This window comes from Vibrio sp. QJM3NY_15 (assembly GCF_057785995.1).
Map to the genome: position 1 here is coordinate 1,732,876 of NZ_CM173517.1, position 16,883 is coordinate 1,749,758.

General features: G+C 44.9%; 15 protein-coding genes. 4 read left to right on the forward strand and 11 right to left on the reverse strand.

The annotated features are described in order from the left end of the window. The first annotated feature begins 51 nt into the window (after positions 1-51). The 4 genes from AC3CKG_RS07905 to AC3CKG_RS07920 all read left to right on the forward strand — a co-directional run bounded on the left by AC3CKG_RS07905 (position 52) and on the right by AC3CKG_RS07920 (position 1,753). On the forward strand, positions 52-669 hold the full coding sequence (locus AC3CKG_RS07905; RefSeq protein WP_099167275.1) for an RraA family protein: 618 nt from the start codon (positions 52-54) through the stop codon (positions 667-669). Between the two features lie 99 nt (positions 670-768). Then, positions 769-1,326 (forward strand): nucleotidyltransferase family protein, encoded by a 558-nt coding sequence (locus AC3CKG_RS07910; protein ID WP_488529178.1) that lies wholly within the window; start codon positions 769-771, stop codon positions 1,324-1,326. A 32-nt stretch (positions 1,327-1,358) separates the two neighbouring features. Next, positions 1,359-1,493: a hypothetical protein gene (locus tag AC3CKG_RS07915; protein ID WP_276327538.1), complete on the forward strand. Its 135-nt coding sequence runs from the start codon at positions 1,359-1,361 to the stop codon at positions 1,491-1,493. 44 nt (positions 1,494-1,537) lie between these two features. Continuing rightward, positions 1,538-1,753, forward strand: coding sequence for a DUF6434 domain-containing protein (locus tag AC3CKG_RS07920; RefSeq protein WP_065103458.1), 216 nt, complete (start codon positions 1,538-1,540; stop codon positions 1,751-1,753). A gap of 88 nt (positions 1,754-1,841) precedes the next feature. Here the strand turns inward: AC3CKG_RS07920 and AC3CKG_RS07925 are convergent, their stop codons facing one another. From AC3CKG_RS07925 to AC3CKG_RS07975, 11 genes are all read right to left on the reverse strand, one after another. Next, a complete protein-coding gene (locus AC3CKG_RS07925) occupies positions 1,842-3,344 on the reverse strand; it encodes an efflux transporter outer membrane subunit (RefSeq protein WP_488529179.1) in 1,503 nt (500 codons plus the stop codon). Positions 3,345-3,356: 12 nt separating this feature from the next. Further along, the gene (locus AC3CKG_RS07930; RefSeq protein WP_488529180.1) at positions 3,357-6,473 is read right to left on the reverse strand and encodes an efflux RND transporter permease subunit; all 3,117 of its coding nucleotides are present in this window, start codon (positions 6,471-6,473) and stop codon (positions 3,357-3,359) included. A 9-nt stretch (positions 6,474-6,482) separates the two neighbouring features. Continuing rightward, positions 6,483-7,610, reverse strand: a complete 1,128-nt coding sequence (locus tag AC3CKG_RS07935; RefSeq protein WP_488529181.1) for an efflux RND transporter periplasmic adaptor subunit — start codon at positions 7,608-7,610, stop codon at positions 6,483-6,485. Between the two features lie 99 nt (positions 7,611-7,709). Beyond that, entirely contained in the window at positions 7,710-8,588 is an 879-nt protein-coding gene (locus AC3CKG_RS07940; protein WP_017110861.1) for a LysR family transcriptional regulator, read from the reverse strand. A 190-nt stretch (positions 8,589-8,778) separates the two neighbouring features. Continuing rightward, positions 8,779-9,438: a sugar transferase gene (locus AC3CKG_RS07945; RefSeq protein WP_102296281.1), complete on the reverse strand. Its 660-nt coding sequence runs from the start codon at positions 9,436-9,438 to the stop codon at positions 8,779-8,781. Between the two features lie 9 nt (positions 9,439-9,447). Beyond that, on the reverse strand, positions 9,448-10,635 hold the full coding sequence (locus AC3CKG_RS07950) for a glycosyltransferase family 2 protein (RefSeq protein ID WP_488529182.1): 1,188 nt from the start codon (positions 10,633-10,635) through the stop codon (positions 9,448-9,450). Next, positions 10,632-11,732, reverse strand: a complete 1,101-nt coding sequence (locus AC3CKG_RS07955; RefSeq protein ID WP_488529183.1) for a glycosyltransferase — start codon at positions 11,730-11,732, stop codon at positions 10,632-10,634. Before AC3CKG_RS07955 ends, AC3CKG_RS07950 begins: the two co-directional genes overlap by 4 nt. Before the next feature lie 318 nt (positions 11,733-12,050). After that, a complete protein-coding gene (locus AC3CKG_RS07960) occupies positions 12,051-13,475 on the reverse strand; it encodes a GumC family protein (protein ID WP_065103452.1) in 1,425 nt (474 codons plus the stop codon). Beyond that, positions 13,472-14,590: a glycosyltransferase gene (locus tag AC3CKG_RS07965; RefSeq protein ID WP_488529184.1), complete on the reverse strand. Its 1,119-nt coding sequence runs from the start codon at positions 14,588-14,590 to the stop codon at positions 13,472-13,474. The genes AC3CKG_RS07960 and AC3CKG_RS07965 overlap by 4 nt, the downstream gene beginning before the upstream one ends. After that, positions 14,583-15,374 carry an acyltransferase gene (locus AC3CKG_RS07970; protein ID WP_488529185.1) on the reverse strand — a complete coding sequence of 264 codons (792 nt, stop codon included), beginning with the start codon at positions 15,372-15,374 and terminating at the stop codon, positions 14,583-14,585. Before AC3CKG_RS07970 ends, AC3CKG_RS07965 begins: the two co-directional genes overlap by 8 nt. A gap of 80 nt (positions 15,375-15,454) precedes the next feature. Further along, the gene (locus tag AC3CKG_RS07975; protein WP_488529186.1) at positions 15,455-16,843 is read right to left on the reverse strand and encodes an O-antigen ligase family protein; all 1,389 of its coding nucleotides are present in this window, start codon (positions 16,841-16,843) and stop codon (positions 15,455-15,457) included. Between the last annotated feature and the right edge of the window lie 40 nt (positions 16,844-16,883).

A 16,883-nucleotide genomic window follows, 5' to 3' on the forward strand; every position in this document is an offset into this window, starting at 1 on the left:
GCCTCACACCTCAATCCGGCACCAGACTTAGTTTAAACATGGAGTGTAAATATGAAGCAAGATTTTTCTGAATTAGCGACCACCGATTACGGAAACATATTGAGTAACGACCACTTTATTGATTTTAATATTGGTCCTCTTTGGCAGGGTATGCCGAGAATTTCTGGTGAAGCATTTACGGTTCAGTTAACTTCTGGTGATAACCTAATGCTTCACGCTGCAATATACGAAGCACCCGAGGGGTCTATCATTGTTGTTGATGGCGTTGATAGTAAATATGCGGTAGCTGGCGGCAATGTATGCGCAGTCGCTAAGAGTCGAGGGATACAAGGCTTTATTATTGATGGTGTGATTCGGGACTTGAGTGAAATTTCAGATATGGAGTTTCCAGTTTTTGCGAAAGGCGTCCACCCGGTACCGGGAAAAAAGGAGGTCTATTCTGAATTGGGTGTTTCAATCACTTGTGGGGGAACAAGCGTCTCTACGGGGGACGTCATTGTTGCTGATGTAGAGGGTATTGTCGTTATTCCTAAATCAAGACAAGATGAAGTGTTTGCAATGGCTTCAAAGAAAGCACGTGAAGAAGCTTCATTAACACTAACTGAGTGGGAAATGAATCATAGGGCTAAAATAGCTCAAGCCATAATTTCGGCGAATCAAAAAGCTTAACTAATGTTTCGAGTTGATTCGCTGTCTACGTCATTTATTATTCGAGCTTGCTGTGCGGCGTTCGTTGCTCACGACTTAACGCAGCATCATTAGGTTAAGATGAACACACAAAAACTTGAATCCCTAATTCAGCAAGTTCCTGAGTTAATCGAAACCGCTAAAGTGTGTGGTGAAGTAGGGTTGCCAAACTTCTATATTGCTGGAGGGGCTATTACTCAAGTTATCTGGAATAGCATCGAACGTAAACCGCTTCTCGATAAGGTTAAAGACTTTGATATTGTCTATTTCGACAACTCTAATCTTTTCACCGAAGATGAATTCAAAAGTCGTATTAGTTCACGATTGAGCCATTGCGTAGACGTGGATGTGAAAAACCAAGCAACCATACATGAGCGCTATGCTAAGAAATTCGGTTGTTTGATTCAGCCATACGAGCGTGTAGAACAAGGCATTGAATCTTGGCTTTCTGCGTTTGCGATTGGGTTTACTCTCGATAATTCAGAAAACATCAAACTGTTTACTCCCTATGGATTAGATGACGCATTCAATATGTTGATAAAGCCAAATAAGCGAGCGATGACCGAAGCGAACTACAACAAAATGACGGCTGGTTATAAGGCTAGGTGGAAGGAAGTACAAGTGCTATCTTGGAGTTGACCGACTAATAAACTGTTCATGGAGGAATTATTATGGGAACTATAATTGGTTTAGTCATTCTTGCTGCAATAGATTGGTATCTGGTTCGTAAAACAGGGTTCCATATTCCTCAATGGATTTCTAGGAAGTACGCAGAGCATCTACAAGGCAAGGAAAACAGTAAATAGTGTTGGCGTGGTTCGATTGTGCGTTTTAAGGAAGATGAGAGATCATGGAAAAGGTTGATTGGCACAAAAATCACATTGATGAGAATACGTTGATCACGGATAGCTACAAAACGACTCAGAATGTTCGTCGATATTTCAAATCCCAATTTGGTGAGCAGTTCAAGTTCGACCGCGATTTCATGCTTTGGATGAAGAGAGCAACAGGATTGACGATGGGTGATGCCGCGCAAGAGTGGGCGAAGCGTCATCAAGTTAAGTAATAGCGTTTTATATGATTACAAAAATACCGCTGAACTATTCAGCGGTATTTTTTTGAGCTTATCACTTGATAAGTAACGTGTAGGTTTTCTAGTTCAAAGAGGCTACTTCAACGCTTTGTGTCTCGTTTGCGACTTTCCAATCACCGCCTAGCGCTTTGTATACCGCAATCGTGGTGTTAGCGGTTTGCAGTTTGGCGGCGACTTGGCGGTCTTGCATCATTTTCTGTTGTCTCTGAGCATCCAACACCGATAAGTAATCCACTAGGCCAGCTTTGTACAAGGATTTGGCTTTGCTCACGGCGTTATCGACCGCGTCTGTTGCTTCATCAATGCGCTTTTGGTTCTCTTGGCTACGACCGTAAGCAAACAAGCTTGAATCAACTTCTGCGAATGCGCTGTCTACCGAATGTTGGTAGTTGAGTGCTGCCGAGCGAAATCTTGCTTCGTTCATCTCAACCATGGCTTCACCTCGGCCACCATCAAACACGTTCCAACTGATACCCGCAGACGCTGCCCAACCAAATGAGTCGCTGCTGAACAGGTCATCAAAGCTTCCAGCCGTAACGCCTGGTGTGCCCGTTAAGAAGAACTTTGGATAACGATTGGCGATGCTTGCGCCAAGTTCTTCGTTAATGGCCGCCATTTCACGCTCTGCTATTCGGATGTCTGGGCGTTGTTCCAACAAGTCAGAAGGTAAGCCCGTTGGGATAACATCGTTCATGCGTGGCAAGGTAAATTCACCCGCTAACCGTTGGTTGATGTTCGCTAGCGATTCTCCCAACAACACTGCCATACGCTGCTTGTGAACTTGTTCTGCAATTTCTAGCTGTGGAACAATTGACTCTGTGGCTGCGAGCATTGCTTTGGCTTGAGCGAGATCTAACTCTGAACCATAACCGCTGCGAACTACTTTGGTCACCAATTCAAGTGTGCGTTGTTGGTCTTGAATGTTTTCCATTGCTATCGCTTTGCGTTCTTGCGCGCCGCGGTATTGAAGGTAATTGTGAATCACGTCTGCGGTGATTAGCGTGTTCAAGCCTGATTGGAATATCTCGGCTTGTTCCACTCGAATCGTTGCCGCGTTAGATTGTCTGTCGATACGCCCAAACAAATCCATTTCCCACGCAATGCTTGCGCCTAAGAAACCACCATCGTGTTGAGCATCAAGCAATGACATACCAGTTGCTGATTGAACGGCATCAGACGCGCCAAATACAGGGCCGAGTAGGGAGTCGTTTTCACTCAATTGATAGTTGTAGTAACCACCGCCGACATTGACGGTCGGTACTTTGAAAGATTCAACGACACTCTTGTATGAGTTGGCCATGTTGATTCGTTCGGCTGCGAGTTTGAGTGGGATGTTCTGGCTTTGAACATCGGCCACCAACTGGTTAAGCGTTGGATCATTGAACTGCGTCCACCAATGATTGTGTTGTTGCTTTGCCTTGCTTTGGCTTTGACTTTCTTGGCTGTACAAGAAGGTTTCTGCCATAGTGGTTTGCGGCTTTTCGTAATCAGGGCCAACCGCACAGCCTGTCAGTAACAAGGCTAGGGCAATAGGAGCCACTTTAAATCTAGGTAATAGATACATGTTTATTGCTCCTTATTGAGTGATGTTTGATTGTTGAGTCTGTGCACTACCATTCGGCGTTGCATCAAGGACGACAATCGCGTCTTGGATTGCTTCGTTTACCGTGATGCCATTCTCTTCTGAACGATAGAAGAGTTTGTACAACGCAGGCATCACGAAGAGAGACAACACGGTCGCTGCTGCCAAGCCACCTATGATAGTTGCGGCCATTTGGTCGAACAGTAGATCGGTAAGTAGTGGGATCATGCCGAGTGCGGTGGTTAGTGCTCCCATTGAGATCGCCATAGTACGGTTTACTGTCGCTTCTTTGATTGCGTCCGACAGTGAGCGACCACCTTTACGTTCAAGCTCAATTTGGTCCATTAACACAATGCCGTTTTTGATGATCATACCCGTTAGAGTTACCGCACCAATCAACGCCATAAAGCCGAAAGGTTTATCCAATAACAACAAACTGAATGTGGCACCTGTTGCTGCCAACGGCAGGGTAGTGAAGATGATGACGGGTTGTTTGAAACCGTTAAACATCGCCACTAAGATGATGATCATTAACAAGATCGCTTTTGGCAGTTGCTTAAGAATATCGCTTACGGCTTTGTGTTCGTCGTAGTATTCACCCCCCCATTCAAGGCTGTAACCCGGTGGAAGTGCGATAGCTTCAATATCATCAATTACTGAGTTTCTTACCGCCGCTGGCGTGGTGTAACGACCAACACCGGCTTGTGCTGTGATGGTTTTCACGCGGTCACGACGCCAAATCATGGTCTCTTCGCTGGTCAGTTCAAATCCATCGACAACTTGACCCAGTGGCACGCTGTGTAAGCCAAGTAACGATCGAACGGGTAATGTTTCTAGTGATTCGATTGAGTTTTCAGTGCCACGTAATTGAATGGTGACCAATTCATCGTTTAGGTTCATACGACCCAAAGGCATGCCTTCAGACGCACGTTTCATCGCAAAGGCAATGTCAGCACGGTTAATACCTGCAAGGCGAACCTTATCTTGATTGATGACCGGCTCTAACACTTTGCTCTTTTGACGCCAGTCATCACGCACGTACTTGGTATCTGGATGTGCTTGGAAAATGGCTTTCGCTTGGTTCGATAGGCCATGTAAAACGTCTACATCTGGGCCTGAGAAGCGTACTTCGACGCTGAACTTGTCTGAAGTCGCCAGTTTCAAGCTTCTAAAGCGCGGGTCGGCGTTAGGAAATTCTTGAGTTAACCATTCGTCACCACGGGCAATTAGTGGGCTCAATGATGGGAAATCAGTCGCGTTGATTAGGATCTGTCCATAGGCTGGGTCGAACGGTTCTGGCTCAATGGTGACAGAGAAGCGGGGAGCTCCTGCACCGACATAAGTCGAGATACTTTCCACTTCAGGCTGTTCAAGTAACCACGCTTCGATGCGTTTCATGTCTTCCGACGTTTGTTCAACCTTGGCACCATTTGGTAGCCAGTAATCAAGGAACAATATCGGTCTGTCTGCTTGAGGAATGAAATTAATCGCGACACTTGGGATAGCAAAAGCCGTCACTAAGATCAGTGGAATCAAGCCACTCAACGCTTTCAATGGGTTATCGACTGTCCAGTTAACGCTCTTGCGGTATAAGCTGACTTTGGTGTCTGTTTTCTGTTTGGTTGGTTTGATGAACATCCAACACATCAGGGCGGTGAACGTCATTGCCACGAACCAAGACAACAGAAGTGAAGAAGCGATGATTAAGAATACCGAACTCGCAAATTCAGCGGCATCTGTCTGAGAGAAGATAACCGGGCTCGCCCCCATGATTGCGATAACGGTAGCGCCAAACAGTGGAGTTGCTGTCTCTTTCACTGAATCGATAGCCGCAATAGTACGGTCGATACCTTTGTTGATCTTTACGATCATCATGTCGGTAATCACAATTGCATTATCAACCAACATGCCAAGTGCGAGTATAAATGTACCGAGAGACACACGGTGCAAATCAATTGCAGTAATGTTCATGTAGATCAGCGTTAGTAGAATTGTCAGCAATAAGCTTGAACCAACGATCGTTGCACTCTTTAAGCCCATGAAAATAGACAGCACGACAAACACAATCGCGACACTTTCAAGTAGGTTACTAACAAAGTTATCTATGGATTTTTGAACCTCTTCAGGTTGGTTCGCAACGGTTGCGACTTCAACACCCAATGGAAGTGATGCTTGGAACTCATTAACGATGCGGTTGATGTCATCGCCCAAAGATACCACATTCACACCAGAGACAGGGCTCATTGCGAGTGTTACTGCTGGGACACCGTTGTAGCGGTTTTCCGTCATCATCGGTTCTTGATAACCCATGGTCACTTCAGCAATATCACCAAGTCGTAGCAGGCCCGTTCCTAACTCACTCACGCCACCTTTGATCATCAGATTTTTAATATCAGCGAGCGAAGTGAATTGGCTCGACTGTTGAACACGAATACGCTCGCCACCGGCAGAGAATTTACCCGCATCAAATGTGGTGTTCTGTGTGTTCAGTTGGCTCCAAACCTGAGCCATGGATAAACCATATTGAGCCAAGCGTTCGTCTGGAATATCGATATGAACCACGCGAGGCTGAACGCCGTGCAACTCGACTTTCTTAATGCCGTCTACGGTCTTAATGCGACGTTGTAACTCTTCCGCGTAGCTGCGAAGTTCTGAGGGTGAAGCATCTGCGCCATACACAGAGAAAAGCATGCCGTACACTTCAGAGAACTCATCTTGTACGATGCTGATCTGTGCCGTGCTTGGTAACAGCATTTTCATGTCTGATACTTTACGACGAAGTAAGTCCCACTCTTGTGGCAGTTCTTTTGAGTTCAGCGATTCTTTTAAGTCAACAAACACCATCGACATACCCGGACGAGAAAGCGAGCGTAGTCGGTTTAGGTTAGCCATTTCTTGGAGCTTGGTTTCAACTGTGTCTGTGACTTGTTGTTCTACTTCTTCGGCCGATGCACCTGGGTAGAGTGTTACCACGACGGCCGTTTTAATGGTGAAGCTTGGGTCTTCAAGTTTACCGAGGTCGAAGTAAGAGTAGAGTCCGGCAATCACGCTCAATGCGGTGAAGAACAAGACGAAGGTTCGTTGTTTTATGGCAAAGTCAGCTAAGTTCATGGTACTCACCTACAAATCTTTAACTTGGATTGATGAAAAATGTTGGCCCTCTTGAACGTATTGCGCGCCGTTCACAACGACATAATCACCATCGTTGAGTTCTGATTCGACACACGCTGTGTTTTCAGCGAGTGACGCAACATGTACGGAAACCGATATTGCTTGTGAGTCCTTGATGGTGAACACTTGTTCGTTGCCTGATTGGTTAACGATGGAAGAGTAAGGTAGGCAGAAATTGTTGCTTTTTTCACCCAGTTGAGTAGTGAGGGTGACGGCTTTACCAGGCAGTAAACGGAGCGTGTCGTTCTTAGCTAAGTCGTCTAAGCGATAAGTGACTGAGTAGGTTTGTTTGATTGGGTGAGGGAGTGTTGAGATCTCTGTTGCTTGACCAGTGATAGAGTTTTTTGCGTTATACCAACTGATGGTTGCTTGTTGATCGGCTTCGAATTGATGAATTAAGTTTTCAGGTACGTCAATGGTGACTTCAAGCTTTTCTGGCTTGTGAATGGTGAAAACCGAGATTCCCGGAAGTACTTGTTCGTATTGATCGAAATTTGAAGATGCAACCACGCCATCGAATGGCGCAAGCAGGCGAGTGTAGCGAACCGAGTCTTTGGCTCTACGAATGTTTTGCTCAACCACTTTAACGGCGGCTTCGCTGCGTTCATAGCCGCTGATCGCACGGTCTAAATTAACGTTGGCAATCGCGTTGTCAGCAATCGCTTGTCTCACTCGAGCTAATTCTGCTTTTGCTAATTTATGAGCCGATTTTGCTTCTAACGCACGAGCTTGTAGCTCCTCTAACGCAACTTGGTAATCGTGCGGATCTAGCTGAGCTATCGCTTGGCCTTTCTTAACGCTGTCGCCAGTTTTTACTAACAATTCTTGAATGGTACCGGGAACGCGAAAAGCCACGCCTGCTGTTTCAACCGATTGGAGCTTACCCGTAAAGGTTTTGCTGGCTTGTTGAGATTTCGATTCAAGTTGGATGACTTGAATTGGGCGCGCTTCCGTTGTTTTGATCGAAGCTGCTGACGGTTCCAGAGAAACAGATGGCTCCGTGACAACAGACTGATTGCAACCGATAAGAGGCAAAAGAGTGGCGGCGAGTAGAGAGTAGCGATAGATAGACATCATGAATTGCTCCGAAATATTGATGGGGCAATTCTATCGAGATGACGAGCAGAGATAATCAGTGCTAACGGTATAACACTGTCACATTATTTGAGACAATAATTAGAGTTTTGGTAATTCTTGTAATAAGAAATCAATCAATAACTGGCTGGCATGACTCAATGCTTTTCGCTGTGGATACAGCAGCCACGCTTCTTCTTTTTCCAAAGTCTCCGTCGGGAACAGGTTGACCAACGAGCCTTCTTTCAGCTCTTGTCGAACCATCAATTGGGGTAATAAGGCAATGCCTCGGTGACGGGTAGAGGCACCTTTCACAAAGCCAATACTGTCACTGACGATAGACGGTTCAACTTTCACAACTTGATTCGAGATTTCCCACTCTTTATCTATATCACCACTTGGCCAGCGGAAACACACAAACGGAAATTTAGACAATTCTTCAAGCTTTGTGGGTTTGCCTGACTTAGCGAGGTATTCAGGGCTAGCAACGAAAATACGCTGTAAATCCATTACCTTACGAGCGACGACATTCGAATCGCTTAGTCGTCCTCCATGCATAGCAAGGTCTAACCCTTGACGATACATGTCGATAAAGCCATTACTGATGCTGCGAATATCAAGCTCAACCTCCGGGTAGAGATCTTGGAACTTAAATAGGGTGGCTTGAACAATATCGCCGGTTTCAGGGAGCAAACCTATCTTCACGCGACCATGTGGTACTTCCAATAAGTTAGACGCCATGTGATTGGCCTTTTCAAGCGCGCTCAGTGCTTTCAACAACTCGTTGTAATAGAGTTCGCCCGACTTAGTCACCGATAAACTGCGTGTTGTACGAAAGAAAAGCTGCATGTTGAGTGCTTTCTCTAGATCGTTAATACGTCTACTCACGTTCGCTCGAGGCACGTCCAGTGCGTTGGCGGCAGCGGTAAAGCTTCCGAGTTCAACAACAGTAGTGAATAGCTTGAGATCTTCGATTTTCATAGGAAATACGCTTTGAATACAGGGCTGAATGTCTGTTCGGTATCGTATACCAAATAGTATATAAAATCGAAAAAACCAATGAGTAATCAGCTACTCATTGGTTTTAATAGGACTTGAATCAAAAAGAGAGGGACTAGTACAAACTGATAATGACAGCTGTTTACAGTTAGTTGTTAGTAAAGTCTACTTTTTAACGCCCTCGGCCATCGACCATCACAACAATCGTTTTCGTGATAATGCTCAGGTCAGCAGCAATCCAAGATTTTACAGAACATAGACTCAGTGCGTAACTATGGTCAAAACCGACTTTGCGGCGAACATCATCAATGCAAGTGTCATAGCCTTGATTGACCTGAGCAAGACCCGTAATACCAGGCATGACGCCATAAGTACGGTCTGCAAAGTATGGGATTTCATTCTCAAGCTTGTTGTAGAAGGTTGGACGTTCAGGACGCGGGCCAATCAACGACATTTCACCTTTAAGCACATTGAACAACTGGGGTAGTTCATCAAGTCGTGTCTTTCTCAAAAAACGACCCACAGGTGTTATACGAGGGTCATTCTGTGTTGCCCAAACCGCACCAGATCGAGTTTCCGCATCTTGATACATGCTACGAAACTTCATGATTTCAAAAATCTCCATTTTTTCTGGTGTCGATTTTCCCACGCGCAGTTGGCGATAGAAGATAGGACCGCGAGAAGTCAATGCAATGGCCAGTGCGATAAAAGGGAATATCGGAGATAAGACGACTAACGCGAGTAAAGAGCTAACAAAATCAAAAGTTCGTTTCGCGCGAGAAATCTTGCTTTGGTATAGGTTTTGGTTTGATAGTTGGTCAATATTCATCATAGTTAGTCCTTAACGATTAGCTCTAGTCCAAGGGGAGTTTTCAAGTCCTAATAGGTAACGTACGCCACCAATGAAGTTGGCATAATGACCAACGATTAAATAGGAAATTAAAGAAACAGGTTTGTTGATGAGTCTGCTAGGCAAGATGCAACCAAGTACACCAATGCTGTAAACAAACACTTGTGCCCAAAGAAGTACTTCAAACAATAGATATTCTTTGAGTAATATTGAGCATATTAAGCACACAATCATTAGATATGGGGTTAACAGTCGTAACCCTTTACCTGAAAAGAATGCAAAAGCGATGCCTTTGAATTTAGGGCTGAACAGGCCAAATAATCGTATGGCTTGTTGCATGTTGCCTGCTGAGATTCGCAGCCGTCTATTGAAGTCAGTCTTGAGATTTGACTCTTCCAGCTCCAGTGCAACCATCTGTGTTTCGTATTCTGCAATGTAGCCTTGTTTGACTATCTGCATTGGTAAAATGAAATCGTCGTTAATGGTATTAAGTGGTAGTGGAGTGAACAATGCCGTTCTGAACAGATAAAAAGCACCGTGCGAACCTAAACTTGAACCAAATGACGCTTCGCACTCTTTCACTGATGTTTGATACTGCCAGTATGCATCTTCGCCTACATTACCTGTTGGACATAATTGATAGGTTGCGTTTACCACACCAACCGCGTCACTTTCAAAGTGAGCAGCAGCAATCAATAGTGCATCTAATGAAATCAGGGCAGACACGTCACTAAGCGCTGTAATATTGCTGGTAATATTAGTCACTTCTTCATTGAGTACCGCCACTTTACCTCTGTTTTGAACATGGTCGTGTATCTCAAAGTGAATGTCGCTACACATTGCTTCTTGGATGGTCATTTGGGCGATGTTTACTGTGTCGTCGGTACAGCCATCGCAAGCAATCACGACACGCAGTTTCGTTCTTGGGTAATCTAACGCCGCTAAGTTACGAATCTTATCGGCAATCCATTGTTCTTCGTTAAACGCAGGAACAAGGACAGTGACCGTTGGAAGTGTGCAATCCTGTTGTTCATCTTTGTAACAACGAGAGCTTTCGCTCACAGTACGCGCTGGATGATGTCTTGCATACCAACGCAGCAGTATTGGATACGCCGCGTGATGATAAACAATCAAGGCCCCAGAAAATAAACATAGGCTCGCGAGCAAAAGGTCCATCATGCGCATACTCCCTTTGAAATATCGTCGTAAGATTCAACCATCTTCACTATGTCAAAGTTATCTAACACATAAGTACGAGGCGATAAGAATCGTTCGTGTTGGTTGTCTAGTAGCGCGCTAGCTAATCCCGTAATACTCCCTTTATTGACAAGCGTTCCACTGACTGGACATAAGGTTTCATCAACAGCCCCTACATTCATCGCAACGGTAGGGACGTTACATGCCTGTGCCTCAAGAGTTGAAAGCGGTAACCCTTCATGACGTGAAGGTAAGCAGAAAGTATCCAGAGCGCCGTAAAAAGTAGTCATGTCTTCAACTAGACCAAGAAAGATAACGCGATCATTAAGGTTTAGTCTGTTGGTCAGTTGCGCTAATTTTTTTTGTTTGGAACCGCCACCTGCAAATACGACAACCATATTTTGGGGCAGTAGTGCGAGGGCTTTGATGAGTTGGTCTTGGCCTTTAACGTGTTCCAATCGGCCTGCACAACCAATCATGTGCTTGTCTTGTGGTAGATTTAACGCTGTTCTCGCATCTATCTTAGACATCGGCTTGAATTTGTTGCAATCAACGCCGTTCTTGATGGTAATGATGTTCTCGTATGAGAAAGCAGAACGGAGTTGTTTGTAAACACGAGTTGCGTCAGCGACCAATGTTGGTTGAGCGGCTTTAAGCGCTAATGCCTGTAAGCGTCGGCGCTTGTCATCTTGAAGGTGCCAAGCGTCATGCTCAGTATGAATTCGCGTTGGAACACCTGATACACGAGCAGCGTAACCCGCATAGAGTAGAGGGCCTATGTGATGTGTGTGAACAACATCAGGGCGAATGCCTCTAAACGCTTTGATGAGTTTTAAGATGATGTTGAATTGAACACCGAGCTCTTTGTCTAAAAACACAATTTGATTGTGGTAAGGCTGAAGCTTCGGCCAGTTCTTGATGGATTCGTCTTTGGTACCTTCAAGACTGACGATCAACACTTGATCAACTGGCTTAGCAAGGCGCAGAAGATCCAGAGTTAACGTTTCCAAACCGCCAGGAGCAAGGTGCTGAACAACATGTATTATCTTTTTGCCATTCTTTGTGTTTTGCTTTCCCATAATATTGCTCCCTTCAGTAACGCTCTAATGTTGCAACCTAGCTTTCTGTTTCGTTCTGTTGTTACCATTGCACGTGCCGTGCCAGTTAATTATTTGATGATTTTCAAGCGGTTATGGATGATTGAAGTTGAGGGTAAGGCAATTCTCAAAATAGGAATCAAAACAGAACCTGTGGTTGAAAGAATGATAAGAAAATCGGAGAGTTAATGGCCAAAGTGAAACTGGCTATTAGAACCAACACAATTAAAAACACCAGCGCGAGGCTGGCGTTTTCATTTGTGTTTAGTTATTTCTGGTTATGGCGTGAGTGCTTTGTGGCTAACTCATTCTGGGAATGACGGTGATAACGGGAACACCCATGATGTCTTCGATTTCATCTTTTCGTTTGATTGATGAATCAAAGAGTTCGAACAATATCGCCAACCCTGTTCCTAAGCCGATGCCGGCAACTAGACCTGCAAGAATGAAGATGAATGCCGGCATGTTAGACTTGATGCTGGGTGTAAAGGGTAAATCGATAATCTTCACACGTTTGTTTTGTTCAAAAACACCTAATGATCCGGTTAATTGCGCCATCTCGTAACGTTCGGTGAGTTCATCGTAAAGCTGACGTTTAATATTCACATCACGTTGCAAGCGATACATCTCTTTTGCGTTTTCACCAAAGTTATTCGCTTTGTTTTCCAATTCAAAAATCATTGTACGAAGGCTTTTGGTTTCTTCGGTTAAAGATTCATAACGAGCTCGAACCAATTGCAAGCTGTGGAGCTGTGTCACTAACAAAGGTTGAATGTCGGAAAGCTTGTTTAATGTCGTGCTACTCGCGATGTCCCACAATTGATCGCTGTTCATGCCTGGTTGCTTTTGTTCCAACAGCGCTTTTCGTTCATTCTCAAGTCTTTCTAGTTCACGAACTTTGGCTTGCACTGCACTGTGCTGGTTCGTGTATTTGGCTTGTAGCAGGGTAAGCGCACTTCGAATATCGATGATCTGATCTTCTAAACGTCCGATAACTGGGTTTGTTTTTGAGAGTTGTTGGTCAATTGAACCCAAGCTTTTTTGTACACCTGATAGCTCTGCTTCTTTCTCTGCAAGCGTTTGTTTTAAAGACGCTAGTCGGTTTAAACTTTGGCTCTGAACTTCAGGTGTCGAATGCACATTTTCATTCACGTACAGCGCAAGAGCTTCTTCCGCTTTTCTAAGCTCGGCACTTCGTTCATCGATGTGGATTTTAAGGAAACTACTGGAGTCTTGAATCGAAGAACGTTCTGGCGCCAATAACTGCTCGATAAAGTGTTCACTGACAGAACGAAGTGTGTCTTCCATGCCTATAGGCGTATCGGAGCTTAGGCTTATCTTTAGAAAGTCTTTCCCTAATTGTGTGACTGACAAACGTTGTGATAAGTCGGTAATGATTTCTTGTTTCTCTACATTCGACATGTCTGGAGTCGTCAGTTCAAGCTCTTGTGCTACTGAGTAAAGAACATGTCGACTGTGAAGCAAGGTGCGAAGTGCACTCATACGGTCTTTGAGCATGGTGGATACCGCAATATCTTCAAGAAACGGGTTCATCTTAGCCGTTTCCTGAATCAACATGCTGGTATGAGCATCGTATTTTGTTGGTGCCAACTTACTTACTCCGAAACCAACGAAAGGCAGAATGAGAATAGGCACCAAAATCACGTAGCGTTGACGCCACGCTGCATTTAATAAAACCAACAGGCGCAATTTTAGATTATTCATAATAGCTCCAACATCCAATGTACGAAGTTACCGCGGTTTTGCCAACTGTCCTTTGAGACCACAGAGACAGGGGTATTTTGTAGGTTACGAGCTTGGTGTAGAGCCTCCACCATTTGTTCCGCGCTGTCTACCGTTGATACATGCTCTTTGTAAGGAAGAAGCGCCGGAAACGGTGTTGCGATGATTGGCGTTCCGGCTGCAAGGTATTCCATGAGTTTTAAAGGGCTGCATGCGCGGATTTGTTCATTATCAACAAAAGGAAGTAAGCTCACATCCCAATGTTGAGAGTAGCTTGGCAGGGTGTGATGAGGACGAGGCCCAAGGTAATGCACATTATCAAGTTCAGGCAACGACAGGGTATCTAACTCGTTTGGCCCAATGAAGACGAAATCCCATTCAGGCATAGCTTGAGCAACATGTTCGAGTAACGAATAATCTAACCACTTTGATAGGCTTCCATAAAAACCAGCGATAGGGCGGTGTTCACTTGGTAGGTCATGTGCTCTTGGTGCTGGGGTCGAAAATAAACTGACATCGACTCCGTGAGGCAGCAGTTGAGCTTTGTCTTTAGGGAACTTCGTCATCAAGTTTTCGCTGGCGGCAAAAATGAGGTCGGATTTCTCAATTAATTCGGATTCATGTTCAGCAACAGTTTGATGGTCAACGCCAGCTAAAGCGCTAAAGTCATCACCACAATAATACACAACAGCGGATTCATTGAGGTGTCCGCACAGGTCAACAGCCGTCGGCAGTGATGTCCATAGAATTGGAGCGTGCAAATCCAGCTCTGCAATAATCGGCTTTAATTGTTTTAACATCATCCATTGAGCTAACTGACGTGCAATAGCAGACGAGGGCGCAGGAATGGTTCTGAGGTTAACGATGGTTATGTTACCCAGCTCATTTGAATCAAGCATGTTCTGAGTCACGGCTTTGGTTTTTCCAAACAGTTTGTTGGACGCTCTTTGGATATCTTTGACACACAATTTTGGCTGTCTTAAACCAATGGAGTTTACCCATAACACTTTATGTTTTTCAGCAAGGTGACGAACCAAATGCTGAGTAGACGAAGGTAGACCACCGAAGTCTTCACCAAATACGATTAAATCACGCATGACGACCTCCATGAGTCTCTAGAGAATCGAATACATCAGATTCAGTCTCAACATGTTGTTCGTTTGGAATCTGCCCGACCACACGCGCAGGGTTACCCGCAGCTATAGAGAAAGGGGGGATAGACTTAGTAACAACACTGCCTGCCGCAACCACAGTGCCTTCACCAATGGTGACCCCGCCTTTTACCGTAACATTCGTGCCTAGCCATACATCTTTCTCTAAAATGATACTTCCAATCTGTTCTTGATCATCGCCTTCGCCTGCCGCTCTGCGCTTAGCGTTGAGTGGGTGCCCAGAGTAACCAAACAGAAAGGCACCGCCTGCAATGCGGACATTATCGGAAAGAACGACTTTGTGGCCGACGGCGATAGTGGATTGCCAACCGACGTCAACGTTGTTACCAATGCTTAGCAAAGGTTGAGAACCGTCAGGCGTTGGTTGAGTACAACCCGAGAACGTAGTTTGCCCAGAGATGCGGCAATCATTACCAAGTTTAATCATGAGTGGACCACTAACGAATGGCAAGCCACCATAAAGGTAAAGACGTTTACCACATTGATTAACTCGGCCTTTGAAGGCTGGAGTCCAATAAACAAAGCGTGCTAATCCAGAGATGAAGTTGCTTACCAGTTTATGAGCATGGTAAAGGCACTTGTTGAAAATCTGAGGGCTTGGGAATTCCAATGTTCTGATATTTTTCAAAATGAAAAATACATTTCTAATGTGAGAATTAGGATGAAACTTAAGCCAATGTTTGAATTGATGCGCTGATACTGACGTCATAATGAGAATCTCCATTTTTATCTTTAATGGAGATCTTTCATTTTATATGCCACATATTGATTTGTAATAATTTCAAGGAGTTATCGTTTTTCGGTTTGTGGGTTCTCATTCTGACATTCAGTTTGGGATACGTGAGATACGCAGACAGTGAGTGCTGCCAAGATATAAATTGGCCAGTTAAAACCTTGAGTCAGAAAGGTGCCCGATACGATAGTGCCGATTAAGCCCGCATAGACGGCGTAGGCCGCAGAGTGGAGCGCTGGCGTGACCTTGTCAGAGCATTGGTTAATACGGGCTAACGTTTGGCGAGTGGTGATGAGCAATGAAGCAATCACGATGATGAAAACAATGAATCCGAGAAAACCAGTTTCGGCCAAAACACCAAACCAAGTACTGTGTACTGCATGGTTTAACCCATCCCAGTGAGAGCTGTAGAAAAAGTAGTTGGAAAAGAAGTTATTTAACCCAACACCAGTCAGTGGGTTATCAAGCGCCATTTTAAAAGCCGCTTCCCAAGCATATAAACGTCCCATTGCCGATTCATCGATACCGGCTTCTGCTGCACCACCAGAGGCTCTGTCTGAAATACCAGCGGCAAAGTAAAGTACGACGGCGCCTATTGCACCAAGTGATAACAATAGCACTTTGGAACGAATCACTTTTAAAGCGAATATGCCCACGACGGCAACACAACCTAATAACCCGCCACGGCTTTGTGTGGCTATGACAGCGTAAACCAAAATACAGCCAGCGATAACACAAAGTAGTCGTTTGAAAGTCGCTATGCCTTTGGTGCTCGCTTGGCTTATCGCAAACGCGAGAGGAAACATCAGTACAAGCGCTAAGTCGTTAGGGTCTCCAAGCATCGAACCAAAATCCCGACCGATGGTTACTCGGGTTCCTTCTACTAATCCAATACCGTTAACTGAGTTATAAATGGCGATAACGCCGACCAATGTCCCTGCGCCGACGATGATCATCGATGTCTTCGCAAGTTTGTCAGCGCTATTTACTAGCCAAACAATGGCTAATGTCATGACCATTATTTTCCAATAGATGCCTTTAAATTCAGCAAGCGCGACGCCTCTGTTGGACGCAAAAACCAATCCGATGGTCACTAACACCCAGAACACCACTAACCATGACAAAGACCGATGCCAATAAGGCTTCAGCTCTTTGCTTATAAGGCCGTGCCAAAGTAAAGCAGATAAAGCGCCTAACGACAGAAGCAACGGGATTTTGAACGCAAAAAGCTGAGGGATAGCCTCGTGAATACGAAAGAAAGAGAACACAACGAACATAATCACCAACCAAAACGTTTTGTTGATGATAAATAGTGCTGCCAGTGGAACAAATGCTAAACAAACGGCCACCAATGGGTGAGGCACAATAACCCATACCACTCCCACAATTAGGCAGAGCGCTAAAATACCAATAGTAGAGGGAGCTTTTCTGGCCGAATCAATCATCAATGTTCCTTATTGTGACGGTTTAGGGGCTGAAGTGTAT